The organism is uncultured Methanobrevibacter sp. (assembly GCF_900314615.1).
GTDB lineage: Archaea > Methanobacteriota > Methanobacteria > Methanobacteriales > Methanobacteriaceae > Methanocatella.
In genome coordinates, this window is the sequence record NZ_OMWA01000020.1 from 22,391 (window position 1) to 47,245 (window position 24,855).

Sequence of the window (24,855 nt, forward strand, 5' to 3'; positions counted from 1 at the left end):
TTAACTAAAAGGGGATTAATAATGGGTAGTTTATTATCTATATCTGATATAAAAGATGATGTTAAACATATTCTAGAATTAGCTAGTAAAATTAAAGCAGGCGAAATTGAAGAAAAGCCTCTTGAAGGTAAAACATTGGCAATGATTTTCCAGAAATCATCAACAAGAACAAGGGTTTCATTTGATGTTGGAATGTATCAGTTAGGCGGAAGGGCAATCTTTTTGTCATCCAATGATTTGCAGATGGGCAGAGGCGAACCGATTTCAGATACTGCAAAAGTTTTAAGCCGTTTCGTTGATGGAATAATGATTCGTGCTATAAAACATTCAGATGTAGAAGAACTGGCCAAATATTCTGATGTTCCTGTTATTAACGGTTTGACTGACCTAGAACACCCTTGCCAGGCACTTGCAGATATGTTAACATTCAAAGAACATTTGGGTGACTGGGAAGGTAAAAAAATCTGTTTTGTCGGTGATGGAAATAATGTGTCCAATTCCCTTTTACTGATTGCTCCATTACTTGGCATGGATATGTCTCTGGCATGTCCTAAAGGATATGAGCCTGCTGAGGAAATAATCAAAACTGCCCGCGAATATGCACAGGAAAACAATACTGAAATAGTCATCACTGATGATATTGGCGTTGCAATGGAAAATGTCGATGCGGTATTTACTGATGTTTGGGTAAGTATGGGTGATGAAGCTGAAACAGCTCAAAGAGAAAAAGATTTTGCACCGTTCCAGGTCAACAATGATTTAATGAGCCTGGCAAATGATGGAGCTATTTTCATGCACTGTCTTCCTGCAATCAGAGGCAAAGAAGTTACTGCAGATGTTATTGACGGCCCTCAATCTGTAATCTATGATGAGGCTGAAAACAGAATGCATGCCCAAAAAGCGGTTTTATATCACTATCTAAAGTGATCCGAATATTGCAAAGACAATAAATATTGCAATAAGGCACAAACAGCAGCCTAGCCAGCTACTTCCCTTGTTATTGTCTGATGAAGTGCTTGTAGTTGTCTGCTGTGTATTTTGATATGTTTTTTGCTGATGTATGATTGGTTCTTCAATTACTTCAGCTTTTTTAACTGTTTCTTCTTTTTTTAGCAATGCTCCGCAATTTTTACAAAATTTTGCTTTATCAGGATTTTCTTCACCACATTTGTTACAATACATTAAAAACGCCCCTTATTATAATTTTTAAAAAGATTATTAAACCTAATCCGCCAATAAATCCTGTAATGAATCTTAAAGTATTTGTACTTTCTCTCGGGCCAAAATATTGGGTGAGTCCATCAACTGCTGCTGGAATCATTAATATTATGGATATAATCAATGTATTAATGTCATAGTTATGCTCGAAAAAATAATTAAAGACTAAATAAACTATCAATCCGGTATAAAAGCCGGTGCATCTGGCACAAACCGGAAACTGATGGCCTTTGATAAAGAAACTTCTTTCTGGAATCCTATGGCATATGTACTTTGTAAGATTCATGTTAATCACACAAGTTAAGTACTAGATATTTTTCAATAATTATATATATTTTTGTATTCATATCTAATTGTATAATATATAAAAAGGTTTTTACAATGAGAGGCGGAGAAGCAATAATAGAATCCCTCAAAAATATGGGGGTCAAAACTATATTTGGTTATCCTGGCGGACAGACCATACCATTTTATGACATGCTGTATGATGCAGACATTGAACATATATTGGTAAGACACGAACAATGCGCAGCTCACGCAGCAGACGGTTATGCAAGAGCTTCCGGTCGTGTAGGTGTGTGTTTGGCAACTTCCGGACCTGGGGCAACCAACCTTGTAACTGGTATTGGAACAGCTTATATGGATTCTTCTCCTATTGTGGCAATTACTGGACAAGTTCCTACCCATTTAATAGGAAATGATGCATTCCAAGAAGCGGATATTATTGGAATTACAATGCCTATTGTAAAACATAGTTTTCAACCTAAAAACCCGGATTTATTACCTTCCATAGTTAAATCCAGTTTTGAAATAGCTGCAACCGGAAGACCTGGTCCTGTTTTAATTGATGTTCCAAAAGAAGTTCAGGAAGGAGAACTTACTGCTTTTGATGATACTATAATCGATACACCAGGTTATAATCCTACCATTAAAGGTAATCTTAGACAAGTTAAAAAAGCCTGTAATTTAATCAGAGAGGCTAAAAAACCTTTAATATTGGCAGGTGCAGGAGTTATTATATCAAATGCATGCTGTGAGCTAAAAGAATTTGCAGAAACTATAAATGCTCCTGTAATGACTTCACTTTTAGGTAAAGGAGCTTTTGATGAAACCAGTGATTTGGCATTGGGAATGCTTGGTATGCACGGTAGAAAAGTTTCTAACGATACTGTAAACGAATCTGATTTGCTGATTGCTGTCGGTATCAGGTTCTCAGACAGAACAACCGGAAGACTTGACAGCTTTGTTCCGGATTCTAAGGTTATTCACATTGACATTGACCCTGCTGAAATCGGTAAGAATGTTGAAGTTGATTTGCCGATTGTAGGAGATGCTAAAAATATTTTATCTTCATTAAATAAATCATTAAAAGGTTATAGCACTTCAGATGATGTTAATAAGTGGACAGACATGATTAAACAACGTAAAACTGATTTACTTCCAAGAGTAACATATGATGATGTGCCTCTTAAACCTCAAACTGTAATAAAAGAAATTTCCGAGGTTTTAACTGCCGATTCAATTTTAACAACTGATGTCGGTCAGAATCAGATGTGGGCAGCACATTTCTATGATACTCAAAAACCGCGCAAATTCCTCTCATCAGGAGGACTTGGAACCATGGGATTCGGATTCCCGTCAGCTATTGGTGCTAAAGTGGCATGTCCGGAGGATCCTGTCGTATCATTGAGCGGTGACGGCGGATTTTTAATGGTCTGTCAGGAACTGGCCACTGTTTATGATTATGATTTGCCTGTAATTGCAATAGTTTTAGAAAACAGGACTTTAGGAATGGTATATCAATGGCAAAGCTTGTTATACAATAACAGACATTCACAAACTGTTTTTAAAGATAGTCCTGACTTTGTTAAACTTGCTGAAAGTTTTAACATTAACGCTGAAAGAATTACCAAACCTGGTGAAACTAAAGAAGCATTATCAAAAGCAATTAAAGATAATGAAGCTATATTGCTTGATATTGTAATTGATTCAGAAGAGACACTTCCTATGCTTCCTCCGGGAGCCGGAATTAACGAAATGATAGGTGAATATAAACTTGAAAAGGATGTGATTTAAATGACCATTAGTTATCATGTCATTTCTACATTGGTTGAAGACAAACCTGGTGTTTTACAGAAAGTCGCTGGAATGTTAAATAGAAGAGGAATCAACATTGACGGCATAACTGTTGGAGTATCTGAAATTGAAGGCCTGTCAAGAATGGTCATAACAGTTCATGCCGATGAAAGAGGTTTGGAACAAGTCACAAAACAACTGAATAAACTGGTTGATGTTATCAAGATTAAAGATATTACTGACAATGCTGTTCAAAGGGAATTATGCCTTGTAAAGGTAAAAATTCCTAATGCAAAAGCAAGAGCTGAAATAATGCAATATTCCAATATCTTCAGAGCCAATATTCTGGATGTTACTGAAGAAACATTGATTATTGAAATAACTGGAGATAAAAAGAAAGTAAATGCATTTATATCTTTATTAAAAGGTTATGGAATCAAAAGGATTTCACGTACTGGCCTAACCGCAATGGCGAGGGGAGTATAAAATGACTATATTAGAAAACGTATTAAAAGACAATAAGGAATTTGTAGAAAACTTTGAAGGCGAAGAAATGTCTCACCATGCAGCTAAAAAATTAGCTATTTTAACATGTATGGACTGCAGATTAATCGATTTCTTCGAACCAGCTTTAGGACTTAAAAGAGGAGACGCAAAAATAGTCAGAAATGCAGGAAACTCTATTGTTGGAGAAGATGCAATCAGATCTATTGGTGCAGCTTTATACAACCTTGGTGCTGAAGAAGTAATGGTCGTTGGACACACTGAATGTGGTATGGCTGGTGCTGATGCTGAAGCTTTAAAAGAAAAAATGCTCGCTCGTGGCATTAAAGAAGAAGACATTGCTAAATATGATTTAGATGAATGGATCGGTGGATTTGAATCAGAAGAAGAAAACGTTAAAAACGTTGTAGAAAAAATCAAAAACCACCCATTGATTCCAGATGTACCCGTACATGGTCTTATTATTGATATCGTAACCGGTGAGTTGAAAGTTTTAGTAGATGGTTATTAAACCATCTTTATATTATTTTTTTATAGCAATCAAGCTTTTTGCTGAAATTTTATAGTTTTTATTTCCGGATGAAATAATAACTTTATGTTTTCCTATTTTTAATTGTTTATTATTGATTTTAGCTAATCCTTTCTTGTTTGTCTTAACAGTATATGTCTTGTATTTTTTTCCGGTAAACACTTTTATTTTAACTTTAACGTTTGAAAGCAGTTTTTTTGTTTCTTTATTTTTGATGGTTACTTTGAAATATTTTGATTTTTTAAATTTAGTAGTTATTTTCGGTGATTTAACGATTGTACTGGCCTTGTTGATTTTAATGGATGTTTTCTTCATGACATTATCTGCTTTGACTTCAATTTTGTGAACTCCAGCATCAAGATTTGCAGGTATTTTAAAAATCACTGCTCCGTTGGAATATACAGTCCTGTAATAAGTTTTATATTTGTTGCCGGAATATAGTTTAAAAATTACTTTAAAACCGGTTAAATCGTCACCATTAGTACTGAAAATTTGTGCTGTTAAAAAGCTATTGATTTTTGAATATTTATTGAATTTAAAGTCTTTGATTAGTATTAAATCAAGAATTTTTGGGTTAACAGTTAAATTAACATTCAGTGAAGTTTTCTGTGACCATAAATCAGGGCCTGGACAGTAATAGTATAAATTAAGATTTAATTTTCCAATATGGTCAAGGGTGTAGTTGGCATTTCCGTTTTCATCTGTAGCAATTAATGCAGTAAAGTCATCATTCGGGTTTTCAATGAATAATGTAAAATTTGAAACGGGTTTTCCGTTATGGTCTTTAACGTTAAATGTAATATTTTCATGAACGTAATAAGTACTCTTTTTGTTATATGTAATCCGGTAAAATGTATTGACATTGATGTCTCTTGCGTTGATTTTGTAGCTTCCGCTGCCGTTTATTAGATATGAGTTTTCCACGGTGTAATTTGTATTCACCTGATAATGGTATATTTCACCATTAGTGTCTATAACGGGATACATTGGATTTTCAGTTTTTGTTTTAATTACGCTGCTTATATCTCCGTTGCTGTAAAATATTGAATTATTTATATTTAAATTTGAGTAAAATAACTCTATACTTGATTTGTTGAAACTGGAAGAGTTGACTTTAATGTTTGTATCGGCTGCTTTGATTTCACATTTGTCAATGGAAGAATTTTGAATTGTCAGACTGGACGGTCTTGATCCGATTTCTAATCTAAAATTGACAGTAGCGTTATTTATCACAGTGTCTTTTAAAAGCACGTTGCATCCTTTAGCATAGTATCCCGCATGAAATTTAAGTTCGGAGTTATCTAATGTTGTCTCATAAACATTTAAATCACTATAATCAAGATTAACAGTTGGGTTGCTAAATGATGAATTTTTAATATTGACAGTATCCGAATATCCTCTTAAATCGGAATTGCTGAATTTGGTGTTTAGTATGCGGATATCATAATGGCTTAGTGAAATTTTTGAATTGATAATGGAAGAATCTGCCAGGTTCAATCCATTTTGAATAAAGACTCTGTCACTTCCAACTAACTGGATGGCAATATTGATGTTTGATGTGATTGCTGAGCTGTAAAAGGTACAGTTTGTAATTTTAGAATGATATCTGTATGATATGTCATATAAGTATAATTCCATCATTGATTGGTTAAAAACACAATTGCTGAAAGTATTGTTCAGTTCTTTGCTTGTAAAATTTGTTTTGATGAATTTGCAGTCTACAAACTCCATTTCATGACGGCTGATAATGTTTAAATCCTTAAAGGTAATGTTTTTGAAGGTAATGTGGTTTCCGTTATTTTTAATATCAAAAAATACTGGGCTTACGATTATAACGTCCTCTTCGCTGGTGTTTTTGTCTTCTTCAAAAACATCCAGGTATAGTGTTGTATTTTTTCCGTCAATTACAGTTTGTCCGCTTCCTTCAACAGTAATTGATCTGTTCAATTGGATATGTGTTTCACTTTCAGGATTCAGATAATATGTTTTTTCTTCAAGACTGACTGTGTCATCCTCACAATTGTCAATAATGTCTTTAATATTATCATCAACAGTGCTGTTGTCTGCAGCGGAGACGATTCCCGCACATAAAATTAAAATGAATGTAAACAGTAAAATTTTCACTAATTTGTTTTTAATAGTAAAACCCCTTTGAAATTGTATAATATATATTTTACATTTAAGATATTTAAAAATTGATATTTAAGTTACTTTTATAAATATAAAAAATCATATTTATTAATTGATATTTTATTAATATCTTAATTTTATTGGTGATTAATTATGAAAATGTATTACGACGACGATGTAAATACCGATGCTCTTGAAGGAAAAACCATAGCAGTTATCGGATATGGTTCCCAAGGAAGAGCACAATCCAGAAACATGGCTGACAGTGGAGCTAATGTTATTGTTGGTGTAAGAGAAAATGGTAGTTCATGGAACTTAGTTAAAGAAGACGGCATGACTGTAAAAACCATTGAAGATGCAGCAAAAGAAGCTGACATTATTCACATTTTACTTCCGGATGAAATCCAGGAAAAAGTATATGCAGAACAAATTGCACCTTATGTTGAAGCTGGAAACACTATTTCATTCTCTCACGGTTACAACATTCACTTTGAATTAATCAAACCTGGTGAAGATGTAAATATCGTAATGTTTGCACCAAAAGGACCTGGATCTATGGTAAGAAGAACTTACGAAGAAGGATTTGGTATTCCTGGTTTAGTAGCTGTCCAACAAGATGCAACTGGTGATGCATTACAACTTGCATTAGGTATGGCAAAAGCATGCGGTTTAACCAAAGCTGGTGTTTTAGAAACCACTTTCCAAGAAGAAACCGAAACTGACTTATTCGGTGAACAAACCGTATTATGCGGTGGTATAACTGAATTAATCAATGCAGGATTCACCACATTAGTAGAAGCAGGTTATCAACCTGAAATCGCTTACTTTGAAACCTGTCACGAAGTAAAACTTATTGTAGATTTAATCTACGAAAAAGGTTTCGCTGGAATGTGGCATGATGTAAGTAACACTGCTGAATACGGTGGTTTAACCAGAGGTAAAAAAGTCATCACTGATGAAGCAAAAGAAGGTATGAAAGAAACATTAAAACAAATCCAAGATGGAACCTTCAAAAAAGAATGGGCTGATGAAAACGCTACCGACGGTGCTAACTTAAAAGAAATGAGAGCTGAACAAAGTCAATTGGACATTGAAGTTGTTGGTGAAAGACTTAGAAAAGCTTGTGGATTACAAAAAGACGATTAAGTCTTTTTTTCTTTTTTTTTATTTTATTTTTTTTGTGATAATAATGGTATTCATTGGAATGGACCATGGAACAACTGGTATCTCTTTTTGCATAATGTCTGATGATGGCGAAGTCATTGATGTTTTTAAAATCGGAAGGGAAGAAAGCAAAAAAGGTTTGGTTTCTGCAGCTGAAGAGCTGAAAAAACGTGTAGACCTTGAATCTGTAAAACTGATGTCTATTACCTATTCCATGGGTGACGGAATCAGCAAAATCGTACCTACCGATAAGGTTGAAGATAGGGGAATCTTATCCATTAATGGAGCGGGTAAGGTTACAGGTGGAGGAACATCTGTATTTTCTGAACTTGAAGAGTTAAATATCAAATCAATAATGATTCCTGGCCTTCATAAGGATTCTGATTCATTGGATGAATTATTCAGGGCAGCTTATTCTCATCAGGCAAGTCCTGAAAAAGTAAGCATATCCTACAATGCAGTTAAGGAAACCGGATGGTCTAATTTTATTGTAGCGGACATATCATCTAACAGCGTTGATATTCTGATTGAAGACGGAAAAATCAAAGGAGCTATTGATGCATGTCTTGGCGCAATGGGAATTGTTCATGGTCCGCTTGATTTACAAATGCTTAGAGATATTGATGAAAATAATGCATCTGCAAATGGCTGTTTTTCACATGCAGGGGCTATTAAAATAGCTGAAATCGACGGTAAAGTTGCCAATATGAAAGATCAGCTTTTGGATAATTACAGAAAAGGTGATGAAAAGGCTAAACTGGCTATCGATACATTGATTATGACAGTTGCTATGGAAATAGCAGGTCTTGATGTCGTATGTGAAAATGAAATCGAAGGCATTGTTTTAACAGGTTCTATCGGAAGTTCAACAGAACCGTTTAACTTTGAAGATGAAATCAATAAATATTTCAAAAACAAATACGATTTAAAAGTTATTTCAAAAGAATCCGGAGCTATTGGGGCAGCTCAAATAGCGATGGATGTTTACAACGGTAAAAAAGAGATTTTAGGAATTGAAGTTGATATTTAATTCCTATTTTTTGTCTTCTTTTAAACTGACAAATACTACATTTCCGCCTTTGATAGTTTCAAGGCCGTTTTCATTTTCAAGGACAATATTTAAATAATTATCAATAGCTATTACTTTTCCTTCGCTTTGATTATTATCTCTCAAATCAACACTGACGTACTTATTTTTAAATTGTGTAAAAAGTTTGTTTACATTATCTTGTTCGTGACTCATTTTTTCAAATCCTTGAATATATTATATTTTAATATTGATGTTCCAACTTTATATAGTTTAAGATTTATAATATATACTATGGCAATAAATCAATTAGAAAGTAATTTAGAAGCTATTACCCGTACTATAGCTCAATTAAAAAAAGACGGATGTACAGATGAAAAAATTTTAAACGAGCTCAGAGAAGAAAGAGAAAAAATACTTAAAGATTTAAACTTATAAGTATCTTAATCTAACCATTCTTTCAATAAACTCATATCACATGTTAAATCAATATTTAATGGTGTTATTGTAGTTTTATGAGCTTTACGCAATTCATAACCATCACTTCCAGGCACATCGGATTCATAAGGATCACCGCCAATCCAGTAGTATGGTTTTCCACGTGGGTCCAGGCGTGTTTCGATTACCGGAACATACATTCTTTTTCCAAGTCTGCAGACTTCAAACTCTTCATTTATTGGGGTTTCCGGAATATTGACATTTAATAAATCTATTCCTCCAGGCAGCCCTTTTTTTAATATTATTTTAGCTAATTTTCTAAGCATTTTTCCGGCAAAACTGAAATCAATCTGGTTTTCTCCGTTTTCAAATTTAATGTCGTCCTGTGTTACCTCCTGTGAGATTGCGATTGCAGGAATTCCAAAGCTTGCCGCTTCAATAGCCGCACCTAAAGTGCCTGATGTTGTAAGTTCTGCCCGACCCAGATTGTATCCTGTGTTGATTCCGGATATCATTAAATCAGGTTTGTCATGAAGAATTTCGAATAATCCTAAGGTGACTGCATCGGTCGGTGTTCCGCTTACACCGTATCCCTTACTTCCATCTTTTAAAGTATAATCATTTACTCTTAATGGTTCATATAATGTTAATGCATGACCGATTCCGCTTTGCTGTCTTTCAGGAGCCACAACATATGTTTCACATAAATCATCAACGGCTTTTTTTGCAGCAAATATTCCTGAAGCGGTTATTCCATCATCATTGCTTATTAGTGCTTTCATATATTTATTAAGGCAGTTTATTTTTTAAATAATTTTAGGTCCAACGGCAATGATAAAAAACTTTAATAATAATTTTAATTATAAAATATAATATTAATTTTTGAAAAAACACACACGGGTGGAAACTTGGAAAAACCACAATTGATAAATTTTGTAGCAAAAGTAATGGAGGACTCTGGTTTCAAGATTTATAAGAATTTTAGAACCTCTCAGAAAGTCGTTGACATTTATGCTATTCTACCGACTACAATAGGCGATTTCGGTGTTGTTGTAGCATGTAAAAATTATGACAAAGATTTTGAAATTGGAGTGGATGTTTTAAAAGAGATGGAAGATGTTCAGGCAAGTTTAAAAGCGTCTAAAGTGATGATTGTTTCTTCTTCTTATTTTTCCAGTCAGGCTAAAAGCTATGCATTGCGAAAAAACATTAAGCTTGTAGATAGGGACAATTTACTTGAACTGGCTAAGCGTTATCAGGACAGGACTTCTCAAACTACATTGGACAATACTCCTTATGACGGCGGAGCATCCGCTTATATTGATGAAGAATATCCTGAATATCAGTATGATGCTTCAGATATGGAATATCTTATGCAGAGACGTGACGCCAATCCTAATGTTTATAAAAGTTCACTGTACAGACAAACTGATGAGCCACGCTCCAGAGGAGGATTATCTTCTATATTGAATAGGGGAAGGTCTTCTGTGGGAAGTCTTTCTCGAGAACCTACAAATTTATACAATTATGAATCACGCAGAAATGCAAATTTCGAGCCTATTTTCTTTAGATTGGTCAGCAATCCTATCATATTAATTATTTTGGTTGTAGCTATATCCTATGCTCTTGCCTACCTTTTAGGTAATCTTTTAGGTGTGGATGCAGGTATGGCAGGATTAATCGAAATGATTGTAGCTCTGCTTTTATCTTACGGTTTATCTCTCTATACTGAAAGAAGCAGTGATTTTGTTGTCAAAGGATCATTTGTGTTCTTTATTTCATTAATTATATTAATTATATTAATCTTTGTCTAGATTAATATTTTTAAAATTAATTATAATCAAAATAAATCCGATTAGGTATAAAAACCAAATCATTATGTCTGTTGGTCCGGTTTCTATCCAAATCAATGTGTGTGTTAAAATCATAGAATAGATACCAACACCAATTCCTTTTTTTAATTTATGAACCAGTCCTAAAAATGCTCCCATAAATGCCATCTGTATTGTAAGTCCGATTATTCCGAAATCAAGATAGACCGGCCCGAATAATGTTGATGTAAGACATACATTGTCTGTGAGTACATATTGGCCAACGAATGTTCTTGGACTTCCTGATGAAAATATCATGCTTAATATGTGTCCGTGTGTAGTTCCGCCCAGTCTTAAAATTCTTTCAAAGACTTCTAGAGTAAATCCTGCTCTGTAAAAGATCAGCTCTAAAGGATTAAGTGTCCAGTGCTGATTGGCTATTGACTGGGATGCGATATAGCCTATTGCCATTATTCCGACAACAATGACGGCAATGAATATGACTGCCACTTTTTTTGAAATTTTTTCCAGATAATAAAGGGTGATGAATGTGCTTCCGAGTATTCCCAATACTGAAGTTCTGTATCCGTTCAGACCGAAAATCAGTGCGCCCAGTACAACCAGCAGCAGATATTTTCTGTCATAATACTTTGCAAGTAAAATATTCATCATTATTAAAAATAGGGGATAGGCAACTCTCCATATGTTTGTAGTTGCATTTGATTTTAGAACACTGTTAAAAAGAGGTATTCCTCCCATCAAAAAAAGATTTAAGCTCTGCAATACCAGTGCTATAACAACAAGTATTACAAGCAGTTTTTCAGATATGAAATCAGTATTTTCAGTATTCTCCACTTTAACTTTTTTCTTTACAATAAAGGCACATATTCCAAAGACTATGCAGGCGAATACAACAGTTAAAATCACTTCCAAATCCAGCGGGTCTTCAAACCGGTAGTTAAATGATCCGATATATCCCATCAATAGAAAAGCAAGAATTGCAACTATGAGTATGTATGGCTGGAAAAAATCAATTTTTTTAAAGTTCATGCTATCCTCCTAGTTCCAGAGAGGAAATGGCAAGGTTTCCACCAAAGTCAGGCATTGCGGCAACATGTGTGTGGACATAGCTTGCAAGTGTATTTTTTTCCATAAATCCGTCCTGTAAATTGTATGAGCCTTTTCCTCTTAGAATATTAAAGGCAAGGTTGTGCTTAATGTTATTTTTATCAACAATAACTTTTGAGTAATGGAATTCGTGTCCGTTGAATTTTTCACCTTTTTTGGAGATGATATTGTCCTGGGTTACTTCAGCAATCGTATATTTCAGTGCCTGCACGCGATCTGTTAAAATTGACTTGTAAGGATATACATCTACCATTTTATCTTCGTGGATGGAATTCATAAGATACATTAAACCACCACATTCGGCAAAAATAGGCCTACTTTCGAGGTGGAAGTCTTTGATTTCTTTAAGCATATTTTCATTTGCACTAAGCTGTTTTGAAAAGAGCTCAGGATATCCTCCGCCAATGTATAATCCGTCAACATCAGGCAGTCCTTCATCTTTCAATGGTGAAAAATAAACCACTTTAGCATTATTTGCTTCTAAAGATTCAATATTCTCTTTATAATAAAAATTAAAAACTTCATCAAAAGCCACACCTATTTTAACAGGCTGTTTATTTAATTTATTCCATATCGGAACAATGTCTGATGTTATTTTAGGTGCGGTTTTTGCAATTTCCACTAATCGGTCCAAATCGATTGAATTTTTTATTGTTTCAGACCATATGTCAATAAATTTCAGAGAATTTTCCCTCTCAACAGCAGGAACAAGACCTAAATGTCTCTGTTCAATAGAAATATTGTCATCACGAACAATTCCTCCAATTACCTCTGTTTTGGTTATCTCTTCAATTGAACGTTTTGTCTTTTCATAGTGGGCCTTGTTTTTTACCTTATTCAGGATAACTCCGGCAATATTTACTTCAGAATCCAGTGCTTTAAAACCTAAAACCAATGCCGCAGCACTTTTAACAAGACTTCTTGAATTGATTATTAAAACTACAGGCGCTTTAAGTGATTTAGCTACTGATGCAGTACTTCCAATGTCATTTATTGAATCGATTCCTTCATAAAGGCCCCTTACTCCTTCAATAACTGCAATGTCTTTATCTTTCATTGCTTTAAGATAAGAATCTCTGACCTGTCCGTCTTTCATAAAAAAGGAATCCAGGTTTCTGGAGGTGTTTCCGGTTGCTAACGTATGATATGAAGGGTCAATATAGTCAGGTCCTACTTTAAAGGGCTGTACATTGTACTTTTCACTTAATGCTTTCATTATTCCGGTAGCAATTGTTGTTTTTCCAACGGCACTACCGGTTCCTGCTAGAATAATTCTCATAATAATAGATTGTAGGTGCTATTATATTAATTAATTGTTATTTTGTATTATTATTTTAAATGATTTTTTTCCAAATTTTAATTTTTTCTGTTTTGCCCTAATGTTCACTGACTATTTTATATAATATTAAAACTAAAATTTATATCATAATATATGGTGGTTAAATGAGAATTTTACTAATTCATTCTGATTATTTAAATTACAATGTAAAGAATAAGACACCTGTAGCTGAAGAAATAGAGGAAGCTAAAAAAGAAGGTTCCTTTGATGACTCTTTAGTAGTATTTACAGCTGTTGAAAAAGATGATGAAAATAATCCAGAAGGTATTGTTAAAAATTTAGTTAGTGAAGTTATGAAAGCTAATGATCAAGTTAAAGCTGAAAATATTGTATTATATCCATATGCTCACTTATCTTCATCATTAAGCTCTCCAAAAGTCGCTGTTCAAATCTTAAAAGATGCAGAAGAGGCTTTACTTGCTGAAAATTTAAGTGTTAAAAGAGTACCTTTCGGATGGTATAAGGCCTTTGAAATTTCATGTAAAGGCCACCCGTTAAGTGAACTTTCAAGAACAATAACTGCTGATGCGGAAGAAGTTAAAGTTGAAAGAAAACCTTCCAAATGGCAAATTCTTGAAGGAGACAAAATCACTGAAATTGAAGAGTTTAATTTTGACAATCATGCATTCAAACAGTTAGTTGATTATGAACTCGGACGTGGAGCATCTGATGAAGGTGAACCTCCTCACGTTAAACTGATGAGAGAAAAAGAAATCTGTGATTATGAACCTGCTTCCGATGTAGGAAACCTCAGATGGTATCCGAAAGGAAAATTAATCAGAGATTTGCTTGCAGATTATGTTTATGACCTGACTGTTGAACGTGGAGCAATGCCTGTTGAAACTCCAATTTTCTATGATCTGGACAATCAGGCAATTTATGAGCATGCTTACAAATTCGGTGAAAGACAATACAGAACCGACACCAAAAAGAATTTGATGCTTAGATTTGCGGCTTGTTTCGGTGCATTCAGATTAATGTCAGATTCATATTTGACCTGGAAAAATTTACCTGCTAAAATTTTTGAGCTGACCAGATACAGTTTCCGTTATGAGAAAAAAGGAGAAGTTGTCGGTCTTAAAAGATTAAGAGCATTTACCATGCCTGACTGCCACTCATTCTGTACCGATGTACATGCATCTTTAGAAGAGTTTTCCCAGCAGACCGACATGTGTATGCAAACAGGTAAAGATTTGAATTTGGACTTTGAAGTAATTTTCAGAGCAACTCAGGACTTCTTTGAAGAAAACGAACAGTGGATGTATGAAATTGCTCGCAAATTCAATAAACCTATTCTTTTAGAAATTTTACCTGAAAGACATCATTACTGGGTATGTAAAATAGATTTAGCTAATATTGACGCTTTAGGCCGTCCAATTGAAAATCCAACAGTTCAAATCGATGTTGAAAGTGGTAAAAGATTTGATATTACCTACCTTGGAGAAGACGGCAAACAGCACAATCCTACAATCCTTCACACTTCCCCTACCGGAAGTATTGAAAGGGTTTTATGCGCAATGCTTGAAAAAACCGCTATTGAAATCAATGAAAGATCTCCAATGCTTCCAACCTGGTTAAGCCCTATCCAGGCAAGAATTCTTACAGTTGGAGAAGCACATGAAGAATTTGCAGAAGAACTGTATCAAAAAATCAATGCGGCAAATATTCGTGTAGACATTGACGACAGAGATGAAAGTGTCGGTAAAAAAATCAGAAATGCAGCTAAAGAATGGATTCCTTACATTTTTGTTATTGGAGACAAAGAAGTTGAATCCGGCAAGTTCCAGGTAACTGTACGTGAAACCGGTGAAAAAGTTGACATGACAGTCGATGAATTAATAGCTGAAATTAATGAAAAATGTGAAGGAAAACCTTTCAGAAAATTGCCTTTGCCTAAGGATATTTCAAAAAGGATTAATTTCCAATAATTATATTTACAAATAAAAATATACTATAAATTGTTATTATATTACGGAGGAAATTTAATGGACTCAATGTATAGAATTGGAGAAGCTCTTATTGGAGATGGCCCTGAATTAGCACATGTTGATTTATTAATCGGTGATAAACAAGGACCAGTTGGTCAAGCTTTTGCTAATGGTTTATCTAATCTTTCTGTAGGACACACTCCTTTAACAAGTGTAATTAGACCTAACTTAATGACCAAACCAGCTACTTTAATCATTCCTAAAGTAACTGTTGGTGATTTGGATGATGCAAGTAAAATATTTGGACCTGCACAAACTGCTGTCGCAAGAGCAGTAGCTGATGCAGTGGAAGACGGATACATCCCAAAAGACATTGTTGAAGATATTGTAATAAATGTCAGTGTATTCATTGACCCTTCTGCTAAAGATTACAGAAAAATTTATCAGTACAACTATGGTGCAACTAAATTAGCTATCAGAAGAGCTATGGAAGGATACCCATCTATTGATAAAGTACTCGCAGAAAAAGACCGTGGAACTCACCCAATCATGGGATTCAAAGTCAAAAAACTTTGGTCACCACCATACTTACAAGTTGCTCTTGACTTAGATAATGAAGCTGCAATGGAAAGAATCATTTCAGAATTGCCTGATAATGACAGAATCCTTCTTGAAGCAGGTACTCCACTTGTCAAAAAATTCGGTGTTGGAATTATCGGTAAAATCAGAGCTTTACGTCCAGATGCATTCATTATTGCTGATTTAAAAACCTTGGATGTTGGTCGTGTTGAAGTTAAAATGGCTGCTGATGAAACTGCAGATGCAGTAGCTATTTCTGGTTTAGGTACCATCGAATCAATTGCTAAAGCAATCCATGAAACTCAAAAACAAGGTATTTATTCCATCCTTGATATGATGAACGTTGACGGTTTCGCTGATAAATTAGCTTTACTCCCTGATGACTTAAAACCTGACATTGTTTTATTACACAGAAATGTCGATATGGAATCATACATGGCAGAACATGGTGAAGACACTGGTGACATGACCGAATGGGGTAACATCAAAGATATTAAATCTGTTCTCGGTAAGAAAGGTCTTGTTGCTGTTGCTGGTGGTATTAAACCTACAAATGTTGAAGAAGCAATCGAAAAAGGCGCAAACATCATTATTGCAGGTAGATACATCATTGGTTCAAGAGACGTAAGAAGAGCTGCACAGGACTTCTTAGAACACTTTGACCCAGATCCAGACAACATGAGACTTGCTATGGATGAAGATGAAAATATTGAAGTAAAAGACTGAGAAACATTAGTAAATTAGATTTATTCTAATTTACAACTATTTTTTTTTAAAAGGAGTTTTTAATATGGGATTTTGCAATTCATGTGGAAGACCAATAGTTAAAGAAGATTATGGGACCAATAAGGACGGAAGTTTAAATCCGGAATTCTGTAAAGACTGTTTTCAAAATGGAGAATATACCGAGCCTGATATAACTCTAAATGAAATGATTATTAGAAAATCAAAAGAAATGATGGCTAAAAATCCAAGGCTTGCTGAAACCCATGCTACAGGCATTACAACAATGTTCATTCCTGGATTAAAAAGGTGGAATCCTGAATTTCAGGATGATTATAAAGATATAAAAGATCTTTAACTTCTACTTTTTAAAATAAATTCTCTTACTTTATTAGCTATATACTCATCGTGAGATTTATTGTTTTTAATATTATATAGCTCTTCTTCTAAAGCGTTATATTTATCAACCAGCTCATTGTATTCCAGACGAAGTGAATCGTAATCTTTTTCCAAATCTTCGTTAAGTTCATACATTTCAGCATAACTGGTTTTTGTATTAAGATTTTCCTGTTTTAACTGATCATATTTTGAGCTTACCTGATTGTAGCTTTCTTTTATTGAGGAGTGTTCTTCTTTTAAAGTGGAGCATTTGGTTTTTAAATTTTTATTTTCTTCTTTAATGCTGGAGTATTTGGTTTTGAGGTTTTCGTTTTCGGTTTTAATATTCACGAATTTGGTTTTGAGGTTTTCGTTTTCAATGATTAACTTTGAATGCTTGTCTCTGATTAAATTATTTTCATGTTTTAATTCATTGAGATTATCTTCATGCAAGGATTTAAATTTATTTTCGATTTCAGCTATATCGTTGTTTTTTTGTGTAATTTCGGCTTTTAAACTTTCAATCTCATTTTTAAATTCTAAAGTGGAAGGATTTAGATTATCCTCTAACTGTCTTTCCAATTCTTTCACTTCCTCAACATGTAAATAATTCGCTACTTTCAATGCCTGATTTTCCTCAGTCATGTTTTTAAAATTTTCAATTTCTCCTTGAGGTATAATTAAAACTTCTTCCTTGTTCTGGTAGATGTCTTCTTGTTTCGGTACTGTGATTTGAATTTGTTCTGTAGTGTATTTTTTTCTCTCACCATTTTTTAATGTTCTATTATATTCTCTAGAATATTTTTTTACAATACCTTTACCCACTTTCATAATTAAATCCTCATTTGTAAGTTTTGTTTGTTTATAATTATAAATCTTACCTATAAATTCAAAAAGAGTAAAGGGATAATATGAATTCTTAAAATATTTAATGATTGCAGTACATACTATTTTTTATGAAAGTTTTTGGAATTTGCGCTAGTCCTAGAAACAGTACTACAGAATACGTTTTAAAAGAAGCTTTAAGTAATCTGGAAGCAGACGGATTTCAAACAGAAATCTTTACTTGCCGGGCTAAAGATATAAAGCCATGTATGCATTGTGATTACTGTCTGGAAAATAAAAAATGCATTATTGATGATGATATGGCAGATGTCTACGAAGGCCTTCAGAATGCTGACGGCATTATTTTGGCTACTCCTGTTCAAAGTGGGGGCATAAGCAGCAATTTATCTGCTATTATGGATAGAACAAGGGCTTTGGAAGCTGTTGATTACAATTTGCTTCGAGGAAAAATCGGCATGAGCATTGCAGTCGGCGGCGACAGAACCGGCGGCCAGGATTTTGCTCACTTAAAAAATATAACCTATTTCATGATACATGGAATTATTCCTGTCAGCGGAGGTCCTTTCGGATCTAATTTGGGAGCTTCATTCTGGTCAAATGATTCTATGGAAGATATTATGAATGACACTTATGGAATGGAGTCATTGATGAGGACTTTACATGAATTTAAAAATTTTCTAAATAAGTATATTTAAATACTAAAATTAATTTATATTAATATTAACTGATTTTTAAAGGTATATTATGGCGAATAAGTTAGTACGTGGAAGTTTAATAATTTTTATAGGAAATATTATTTTCCGTATCGGCGGGTATATCTACCGTTTTTTAATGGCTATACTGTTAGGTCCTACAGCTTATGGTATTTTAGGAATAACATTGCCGTTTCAGGGTATTTTTCAAACTCTCGCTGCGGGCGGACTTCCTCCGGCTATTGCTAAATATGTTGCTGAATATGAAGCTGTCGATGAGCATGATATGGCCCGTCAGACAATTTATACGGCTTTAAAGATTATGGTATTTCTGGGTATATTTTTGGGAATACTCATGATTTTCGTTGTCGCACCTGTTTTGGCCTATAAGTACTTGGGCAAGCCTTTGGCATTAGTTCCATTGCAGATTGTTGGTTTAATTACTCCTTTCAGTGTAATTGTCGGCGCATTTAGAGGTGCATTCCAGGGTGTCTATAAGATGGAGTATATTGTCTATACCAGAGCTGTAGAGCAACTGGGAATGATTTTATGTGCAACTGCCTTTGTTCTGATAGGTTTTTCAACTGTCGGAGCATTATGGGGTACTGTTATAGGTTATTCTCTTGCAGCTGTTTCTGCTATATACATATTTAAAGTTTACATGCCAAAATATATTCCAAAACCAAGTGAAAACTTTACTTTTACACGTCGTGATGAGTTAAAATTGGCTGGAACATTAGTCAAATTCTCTATTCCGGTTATCATCACAGCTATTGCTGAAATGCTTATTTATAATGTATGTACTATTGTTATGGGTAAATTCCTGACATTTGCTGATGTCGGATTCTTTGCAGCGGCAGATCCTATTTCAAGGCTGCCTTTGATGATTTCAATTTCTGTGGCAACTACAATTCTGCCTGCTTCTTCTGAGGCATTTAAAGTTAAAGATATTGATGCTCTTCAGAAATATGTCGGAGAATCATATAAGATTTCACTGCTCTTTGTTGTTCCGATGTGTGTAGGTCTTGCATTGTTTGCAGTTCCTACTTTAAGTTTGCTGTATTTCAAAAATCCCGCTTATGTTGCTGGTGCATCCGCTCTTGCAATACTGGCAATAGGTATGACATTCTATTCTATCTTTTCAATTTCCACAAGTATTGTTCAGGGAATTGGAAATCCTAGAATTCCGATGTATATTCTGATTGTCGGTTCAATCATTACAGGAATCTTAAGCTGGACTTTAATTCCTACTATGGGTATTGCAGGCGGTGCTTTAGCTACTACTATTGCCTGTTTTGTAATGATGGTGCCTTGCGTTTACTTTGTATTTAAATTAACTAAAACTAAAGCTCCAACCGTACCTGTTATTAAAATATTGGCCGCTACATTAATTATGGGAGCTTTCGGATACTTTATTCCTAAAACTACATTGTTTTTATTCCCGGGAATACTGCTTTGTATGATTGTTTATTTCTTCGCTTTAATCCTTGTTAAGTTTTTCACAAAAGACGATATCGCAACTTTAAGGGAATATTCCTCCAAGTTAGGCCCTCTTTCAAAAATAGTTAATAAAATGCTTAACTTTGTTGAGAAAATAGAATTTAGAAATAAATAATAGAAAAGTTATTTAAGTTATAAAAAATAAATTTCTAAACATTATATGATTGGGGGATTATATAATGGCTGATGTGAGTGCAGGTGTTGAATATAAAATCAATGTAGACGGTAATTCTTTTCTGTTGGATGGTAAAAAATACCAACTGCTTGAATCCATTTTAGATACAGGTTCTCTAACAGACGCAGCAAAATTTATCAATGTCTCTTATAGAACCGCATTAAATTACATTGAAAAAATTGAATCAACACTTAATGTAAAAATTGTTAATACAACAAAAGGTGGAAAAGGCGGGGGCGGTGGAACTACCCTCACCGAAGAAGGATATTCTATTTTAAAAGAATGTAAAAAAATTAATGCAATTATGGAACTTCATAAAGATGTTAATGAAATTGAGGCAGAAATCGTTGATATTAATGAAGTAAAGGGTGTAATGACTATTAAGATGGATGAATTCCATATTAATGCTCCGTTAAACAGAAATTACCATATCGGCGATAAGATTTTAGCGTTAATCAGTTATGATAATATATTTTTAATGCTGGAACCTCAAACTTCAAGCATACGCAATATTCTCAAGGGTCAAATTATTGAAATGAGACTTAACGGGGAAATTATTCGTATCAAAGTAAGTGTCGGTGGTGTGGAGCTGTGCTGTGACATTACCGTTTCTGCTGAAAAGGAATTAAATCTTAACATTGGTAAGGAAGTTTATGTTGGATTTAAAGCTATGTCTGTAGCTACTTTAAAATTATAAGGGTGATTTGATGTTGCAAATTTTGGTTGATGAAGATAAATGTATTGCTTGCGGTAAATGTGAAGAGATTTGTCCAAAGGCAGCTAAAATTTGGAAAATTACTAACGTTGCACATATATTGGACTTAAGATATTGCCATGTCTGTACATTATGTGCAATGAAATGCCCTACAAACTGCATTAAAATTATACGTCCTGGCCAAGAAGGTTAAATGGTTGAAGGTAAAATCAATTTAAAGATAGGTTAGATCATGACTAGAATTTCAAACGTTTCAAGAAAAACATCAGAAACAGATATCAGTATTAAAATGGATCTGGATGGAACCGGAAAATATGATATATCCACAGGTGTGAACTTTTTCAATCACATGCTGGAATCCTTTTCAAAACACAGCATGATAGATTTGGATATTAAAGCCCAAGGGGATATTGAAGTCGATGATCACCACACTATTGAAGATGTTGGAATACTGCTGGGCCAGGCTTTCAGTGAAGCCATAGGCGATAAAAAGGGAATCAGAAGAATGGCTCATGCAATTGTTCCTATGGATGAATCAGTAGCAACTGTTGCAATTGATATCAGCGGGCGCAGTTATTGCAATATGAATCTCAATTTCAAAAATGAAAAAATTGGGGACATGACATCTGATATAGTTATTCACTTTTTCGAGTCATTTGCATCAAGTGCCAAAATAAACATTTACGGTACTGTTGAAGGGGCAAATGATCACCACAAGGCAGAAGCTATCTTTAAAGCATTCGCTAAGTCTTTAAAAGATGCAATTAAAATAGAACATGACCAAATTCCTTCTACAAAAGGAACTTTATAGCTATTAAATTAGCTATTCTTTTTTTTTAAATTTTTATAAAATCAGTTTTTTTGGTAAATAGTCTTTTTTTGATGGTCGGTTAAAAAAATAAAAAATAAAAGTAGCAAGGATGCTACTTATTCTGGTTTAGAGATTAAATCAACTTTACAACCTGGGTTTCCTTCTTTCATGTGAGGAGTTCTTAAGACTGTATCGTTGGATTTTTCGATTTCTCTTGCTTCTTGTGCTAATTTAGCAGCACATGCAGCCATTTCGTGTGCAGCAGCTACTAATGGGATGAAGTTTTCGAAACCTTTGGTCATGAAACAACCTTTCATGTCTAAGTTTGCGACTGCTCCAGCCATTTCGTATGCAGCAATAGCTTTTGCTTTTGCGTATGGGTTTGCAAATCCTGCTGCTTCTACAGCTTTTTCTGCAGTGATTATGAGTTTTGGTAATTCGATGTCTTCACCTGCGTCTGCTGCAGCGATTACACCGTCAATGGTTTTTTGGACTAATCTTAATGCACCAGTTTCTGCGAGTACTTTTAAGATGTCTGCGTTGAAAATAGCCATTTCAGTTGGGTCTAACCATTCTCTTTTTGCACCAATCATTGGGTCAGACATAACAATGATGTAACCTAAGCCTTGTTCGTCCATTTCATCTTTTTTACCTTTACCAGGTGCGTCACCAATGATAATAGCAGGAACATCTTTTTCAGATAATAATTCTCTTGCTTTAGCTGGTCCAGGTGCTCCTGGGTTTGGGCTAATGAAGATTGCGAAGTCAGGTTCGAAAGCGTCTATTTTAGGAACAACGTCTTCAACTTGTTCTGGGTTCATTTTTGCTCCAGATCCAAAGGTTCTTACATCGATATTTGGTCTGTCTGCTCTTTCGTCTAACAATAGGTCAATTACTGGTGAAGTACCAATATTACCACTTTTAATAATAGCAATTTTAACTACCATACCTTTTTTGTAATTAAAACTTTAATTTAGAAACTATTTAAATTTTATTATTTGAAATTTTTATATAAAAATAATTTTTTGTTCTATAGCATGCAAACTTTTTTTTCTTTTAAATAATGGTCGTGTTAGAGACAATTTTTAAAAAAAGCCATGACAAATCATTATAAATATTAATGAAACCTAAAATTGAAACATTTTGAAAAAATCCTTAAAAATAGAAAAATCAGTGGTTCCGACGAGACTCGAACTCGTGATCCCCTCCTTGTAAGGGAGGTATCATACCACTAGACCACGGAACCAACAAACATTATTATGATTTTTCTATTATATATATTTTTTGCTTTTTCAACATCTACTAAAAAAATATATTAAATAATAACTACATAATCATTATCATAAAAAAATATAGAAGTGATAAAATGGCATGGGATGATACAGCTAGTAAAATATGGATAGACGGAAAAATGGTAGACTGGAAAGATGCAAACATTCATGTGCTTTCTCACGTTGTACACTATGGTACAAGCGTTTTTGAAGGTATCAGAGCATATAAAAATGAAAATGGTGTTGCAGTTTTCCGTTTAAAAGAACATGTACAACGTCTGTTCGACTCAGCAAAAATCTACAAAATCGATATTCCTTTTACTCAAGAAGAAATTGAAGAAGCAATCTTAGAAACAGTTCGTGTAAATGACCTTGATGGCTGTTACATACGTCCTATTGTATTTAGAGGTTATGGAGAATTAGGTGTAAATCCTTTAAACTGTCCTGTTAATGTAGTTATTGCTGCTTGGGAATGGGGATCATATTTAGGAGAAGAAGGTATGGCAAATGGTGTTGACATAGGTGTATCCTCCTGGAGAAAACCTGCACCGGACACTTTCCCTGCTCTTGCTAAATGTGGTGCAAACTATATGAACTCCCAATTGGCTAAACTCGAAGCTATTGAACATGGTTATGATGAAGCTATTATGCTTGACTATGCGGGACATGTCTCTGAAGGTAGTGGAGAAAACATATTCCTCGTTGAAGGAGAAAAATTATTCACTCCTGCAATGTCATCTTCAAACCTTAAAGGTATTACAAGAGACTCAATCATGACTGTAGCTCGTGATTTGGGATATGAAGTTGTTGAAGAAATTATTTCAAGAGAAAGATTATACTCTGCAGATGAAGTGTTCTTTACCGGAACTGCAGCTGAAGTAACACCAATACGTTCAATTGACCACAGACAAATCGGTATAGGTAAAAGGGGACCAATTGCTGAAAAAATACAAAAAACCTTCTTTGACATTGTTGAAGCTAAAGTTGAAGACAAATATGGCTGGTTAAGTTATATTTAAGCGGTGTAATATATGGATATATTTCAGGGAATTATTATTGGTATCGTTCAGGGACTGACTGAATTTTTGCCTGTAAGTAGTTCAGCGCATTTGGTTTTTGTTCAGAATCTTTTAGGTGTTGAAGCAGATATTGCTTTCGACACTTTTCTTCATTTAGGAACTTTAATAGCAGTGGTATGGTATTTCAGATGGGATATCATAAAAATGATAAGGTCCTGGATTTTAAGCATACAGGATTTGATTCAGGGAAGATTCATGGAAGGATTTTATTCAGATCCTTACAAGAGACTGGCATGGTATGTGATAATGGCAACAATTCCTGTAGGTATTGTAGGAGTATTTTTCGAAGATGCGATTGATTCATTATTCTCAGGTGCATTGTATGTTCCGGCATTCTTTTTATTTGTAACCGGTACAATCCTGTACTTGTCACAAAGAATGGCCAGCGGTCACATTGACATGAATAACCTCTCTAAAAAAGAAGCGCTTTGGATGGGATTAGGTCAGGCATGCGCAATATTGCCGGGTCTTTCACGTTCAGGTACTACAATTGCTGCAGGTCTTTCAATAGGTCTTGATAAGGAATTTGCTGCAAAATTCAGTTTCATATTAGCAATTCCTGCAATATTAGGAGCTTTCCTTGTACAGGCTAAAGATATCGGTTCTGCATTGGATGTAAACTTTTTACCTGTAATTCTTGGTTTTATTGCAGCAATAATTGCCGGATATATGGCTATTAGATGGATGTTGGATTTAATTCAAAACAAGAGTTTGGATATATTTTCATACTACTGCTGGGCAGTTGGTATAATCGTATTTATGGGCTCAATCGCTCATTTATTCTAAAAAAAAAT

Annotated in this window: 27 protein-coding genes and 1 tRNA gene; 18 read left to right on the forward strand and 10 right to left on the reverse strand. The window is 34.3% G+C overall.

The genetic code is table 11. The features are described 5' to 3' along the window. Window positions 1–21 precede the first annotated feature (21 nt). Window positions 22–927 carry an ornithine carbamoyltransferase gene (gene argF, locus QZN33_RS07420; protein WP_296790543.1) on the forward strand — a complete coding sequence of 302 codons (906 nt, stop codon included), beginning with the start codon at window positions 22–24 and terminating at the stop codon, window positions 925–927. Here argF and QZN33_RS07425 read toward each other — a convergent pair. Both QZN33_RS07425 and QZN33_RS07430 read right to left on the reverse strand, forming a co-directional pair. Continuing rightward, entirely contained in the window at window positions 919–1,182 is a 264-nt protein-coding gene (locus tag QZN33_RS07425; protein WP_296790544.1) for a zinc ribbon domain-containing protein, read from the reverse strand. The two genes, argF and QZN33_RS07425, sit on opposite strands and share 9 nt — an antisense overlap. Beyond that, window positions 1,172–1,504: a DUF2085 domain-containing protein gene (locus QZN33_RS07430; protein WP_296790545.1), complete on the reverse strand. Its 333-nt coding sequence runs from the start codon at window positions 1,502–1,504 to the stop codon at window positions 1,172–1,174. Before QZN33_RS07430 ends, QZN33_RS07425 begins: the two co-directional genes overlap by 11 nt. 95 nt (window positions 1,505–1,599) lie before the next feature. Here QZN33_RS07430 and QZN33_RS07435 point away from each other — a divergent pair, with 95 nt between their 5' ends. From QZN33_RS07435 to QZN33_RS07445, 3 genes are read left to right on the forward strand one after another with little or no spacing between them, the layout of a single operon-like run. Then, window positions 1,600–3,294 carry an acetolactate synthase large subunit gene (locus tag QZN33_RS07435; protein ID WP_296790547.1) on the forward strand — a complete coding sequence of 565 codons (1,695 nt, stop codon included), beginning with the start codon at window positions 1,600–1,602 and terminating at the stop codon, window positions 3,292–3,294. Then, the gene (gene ilvN / locus QZN33_RS07440; RefSeq protein WP_296790549.1) at window positions 3,295–3,780 is read left to right on the forward strand and encodes an acetolactate synthase small subunit; all 486 of its coding nucleotides are present in this window, start codon (window positions 3,295–3,297) and stop codon (window positions 3,778–3,780) included. It abuts the gene before it with no gap. 1 nt (window position 3,781) lies between these two features. After that, window positions 3,782–4,309, forward strand: a complete 528-nt coding sequence (locus QZN33_RS07445; protein ID WP_296790552.1) for a carbonic anhydrase — start codon at window positions 3,782–3,784, stop codon at window positions 4,307–4,309. A 12-nt stretch (window positions 4,310–4,321) separates the two neighbouring features. On the opposite strand, the gene QZN33_RS07450 is transcribed toward QZN33_RS07445, so the two are convergent. Beyond that, a complete protein-coding gene (locus QZN33_RS07450; protein WP_296790554.1) occupies window positions 4,322–6,451 on the reverse strand; it encodes a hypothetical protein in 2,130 nt (709 codons plus the stop codon). A gap of 159 nt (window positions 6,452–6,610) precedes the next feature. Here QZN33_RS07450 and ilvC point away from each other — a divergent pair, with 159 nt between their 5' ends. After that, the gene (gene ilvC, locus QZN33_RS07455) at window positions 6,611–7,603 is read left to right on the forward strand and encodes a ketol-acid reductoisomerase (protein ID WP_296790556.1); all 993 of its coding nucleotides are present in this window, start codon (window positions 6,611–6,613) and stop codon (window positions 7,601–7,603) included. 43 nt (window positions 7,604–7,646) lie between these two features. Continuing rightward, complete coding sequence (locus QZN33_RS07460) at window positions 7,647–8,651, forward strand: methanogenesis marker 12 protein (protein WP_296790558.1); 1,005 nt, start codon at window positions 7,647–7,649, stop codon at window positions 8,649–8,651. 3 nt (window positions 8,652–8,654) lie between these two features. Here the strand turns inward: QZN33_RS07460 and QZN33_RS07465 are convergent, their stop codons facing one another. Continuing rightward, entirely contained in the window at window positions 8,655–8,864 is a 210-nt protein-coding gene (locus QZN33_RS07465; RefSeq protein ID WP_296790560.1) for an LSM domain-containing protein, read from the reverse strand. Window positions 8,865–8,942: 78 nt separating this feature from the next. Between QZN33_RS07465 and QZN33_RS07470 the strand changes: the two genes are divergently transcribed. Next, the gene (locus QZN33_RS07470; RefSeq protein ID WP_165814077.1) at window positions 8,943–9,086 is read left to right on the forward strand and encodes a hypothetical protein; all 144 of its coding nucleotides are present in this window, start codon (window positions 8,943–8,945) and stop codon (window positions 9,084–9,086) included. Between the two features lie 5 nt (window positions 9,087–9,091). On the opposite strand, the gene surE is transcribed toward QZN33_RS07470, so the two are convergent. Then, window positions 9,092–9,868: a 5'/3'-nucleotidase SurE gene (gene surE, locus QZN33_RS07475; RefSeq protein WP_296790562.1), complete on the reverse strand. Its 777-nt coding sequence runs from the start codon at window positions 9,866–9,868 to the stop codon at window positions 9,092–9,094. Window positions 9,869–9,994: 126 nt separating this feature from the next. Here surE and QZN33_RS07480 point away from each other — a divergent pair, with 126 nt between their 5' ends. Next, window positions 9,995–10,900 carry a restriction endonuclease gene (locus QZN33_RS07480; protein WP_296790564.1) on the forward strand — a complete coding sequence of 302 codons (906 nt, stop codon included), beginning with the start codon at window positions 9,995–9,997 and terminating at the stop codon, window positions 10,898–10,900. Here QZN33_RS07480 and QZN33_RS07485 read toward each other — a convergent pair. Together QZN33_RS07485 and cfbB are read right to left on the reverse strand one after the other, a co-directional pair. Then, window positions 10,886–11,947, reverse strand: a complete 1,062-nt coding sequence (locus QZN33_RS07485) for an oligosaccharide repeat unit polymerase family protein (protein WP_296790566.1) — start codon at window positions 11,945–11,947, stop codon at window positions 10,886–10,888. The two genes, QZN33_RS07480 and QZN33_RS07485, sit on opposite strands and share 15 nt — an antisense overlap. A 1-nt stretch (window position 11,948) precedes the next feature. After that, complete coding sequence (gene cfbB / locus QZN33_RS07490) at window positions 11,949–13,304, reverse strand: Ni-sirohydrochlorin a,c-diamide synthase (protein WP_296790568.1); 1,356 nt, start codon at window positions 13,302–13,304, stop codon at window positions 11,949–11,951. A gap of 164 nt (window positions 13,305–13,468) precedes the next feature. Here cfbB and QZN33_RS07495 point away from each other — a divergent pair, with 164 nt between their 5' ends. The 3 genes from QZN33_RS07495 (at window position 13,469) to QZN33_RS07505 (ending at window position 16,952) form a co-directional block, all read left to right on the forward strand. Then, complete coding sequence (locus QZN33_RS07495) at window positions 13,469–15,292, forward strand: threonine--tRNA ligase (protein WP_296790571.1); 1,824 nt, start codon at window positions 13,469–13,471, stop codon at window positions 15,290–15,292. A 66-nt stretch (window positions 15,293–15,358) separates the two neighbouring features. Next, entirely contained in the window at window positions 15,359–16,597 is a 1,239-nt protein-coding gene (locus tag QZN33_RS07500) for a bifunctional 5,6,7,8-tetrahydromethanopterin hydro-lyase/3-hexulose-6-phosphate synthase (RefSeq protein WP_296790662.1), read from the forward strand. A gap of 64 nt (window positions 16,598–16,661) precedes the next feature. Then, the gene (locus QZN33_RS07505; RefSeq protein WP_296790573.1) at window positions 16,662–16,952 is read left to right on the forward strand and encodes a zinc ribbon domain-containing protein; all 291 of its coding nucleotides are present in this window, start codon (window positions 16,662–16,664) and stop codon (window positions 16,950–16,952) included. Here QZN33_RS07505 and QZN33_RS07510 read toward each other — a convergent pair. Beyond that, window positions 16,949–17,803, reverse strand: coding sequence for a phosphoserine phosphatase (locus QZN33_RS07510; RefSeq protein WP_296790575.1), 855 nt, complete (start codon window positions 17,801–17,803; stop codon window positions 16,949–16,951). The two genes, QZN33_RS07505 and QZN33_RS07510, sit on opposite strands and share 4 nt — an antisense overlap. Window positions 17,804–17,928: 125 nt before the next feature. On the opposite strand from QZN33_RS07510, the gene QZN33_RS07515 reads away from it, so the two are divergent. The 5 genes from QZN33_RS07515 (at window position 17,929) to hisB (ending at window position 21,711) form a co-directional block, all read left to right on the forward strand. Next, window positions 17,929–18,513: a flavodoxin family protein gene (locus QZN33_RS07515; RefSeq protein WP_296790577.1), complete on the forward strand. Its 585-nt coding sequence runs from the start codon at window positions 17,929–17,931 to the stop codon at window positions 18,511–18,513. A gap of 49 nt (window positions 18,514–18,562) precedes the next feature. Beyond that, the gene (locus QZN33_RS07520; protein WP_296790579.1) at window positions 18,563–20,125 is read left to right on the forward strand and encodes a flippase; all 1,563 of its coding nucleotides are present in this window, start codon (window positions 18,563–18,565) and stop codon (window positions 20,123–20,125) included. A 64-nt stretch (window positions 20,126–20,189) separates the two neighbouring features. After that, window positions 20,190–20,882: a TOBE domain-containing protein gene (locus QZN33_RS07525; RefSeq protein ID WP_296790582.1), complete on the forward strand. Its 693-nt coding sequence runs from the start codon at window positions 20,190–20,192 to the stop codon at window positions 20,880–20,882. Between the two features lie 10 nt (window positions 20,883–20,892). After that, entirely contained in the window at window positions 20,893–21,093 is a 201-nt protein-coding gene (locus tag QZN33_RS07530) for a 4Fe-4S binding protein (protein WP_342764146.1), read from the forward strand. A 39-nt stretch (window positions 21,094–21,132) separates the two neighbouring features. Beyond that, complete coding sequence (gene hisB, locus QZN33_RS07535) at window positions 21,133–21,711, forward strand: imidazoleglycerol-phosphate dehydratase HisB (RefSeq protein WP_296790584.1); 579 nt, start codon at window positions 21,133–21,135, stop codon at window positions 21,709–21,711. A gap of 116 nt (window positions 21,712–21,827) precedes the next feature. On the opposite strand, the gene QZN33_RS07540 is transcribed toward hisB, so the two are convergent. Together QZN33_RS07540 and QZN33_RS07545 are read right to left on the reverse strand one after the other, a co-directional pair. Continuing rightward, a complete protein-coding gene (locus QZN33_RS07540) occupies window positions 21,828–22,658 on the reverse strand; it encodes a F420-dependent methylenetetrahydromethanopterin dehydrogenase (RefSeq protein ID WP_295600058.1) in 831 nt (276 codons plus the stop codon). Between the two features lie 227 nt (window positions 22,659–22,885). Next, window positions 22,886–22,957 (reverse strand) — tRNA-Val (locus QZN33_RS07545). Between the two features lie 120 nt (window positions 22,958–23,077). On the opposite strand from QZN33_RS07545, the gene QZN33_RS07550 reads away from it, so the two are divergent. Beyond that, window positions 23,078–24,001: a branched-chain amino acid transaminase gene (locus QZN33_RS07550; RefSeq protein ID WP_296790586.1), complete on the forward strand. Its 924-nt coding sequence runs from the start codon at window positions 23,078–23,080 to the stop codon at window positions 23,999–24,001. A gap of 12 nt (window positions 24,002–24,013) precedes the next feature. Further along, entirely contained in the window at window positions 24,014–24,847 is an 834-nt protein-coding gene (locus QZN33_RS07555; protein ID WP_296790587.1) for an undecaprenyl-diphosphate phosphatase, read from the forward strand. The last annotated feature ends 8 nt before the right edge of the window (window positions 24,848–24,855 follow it).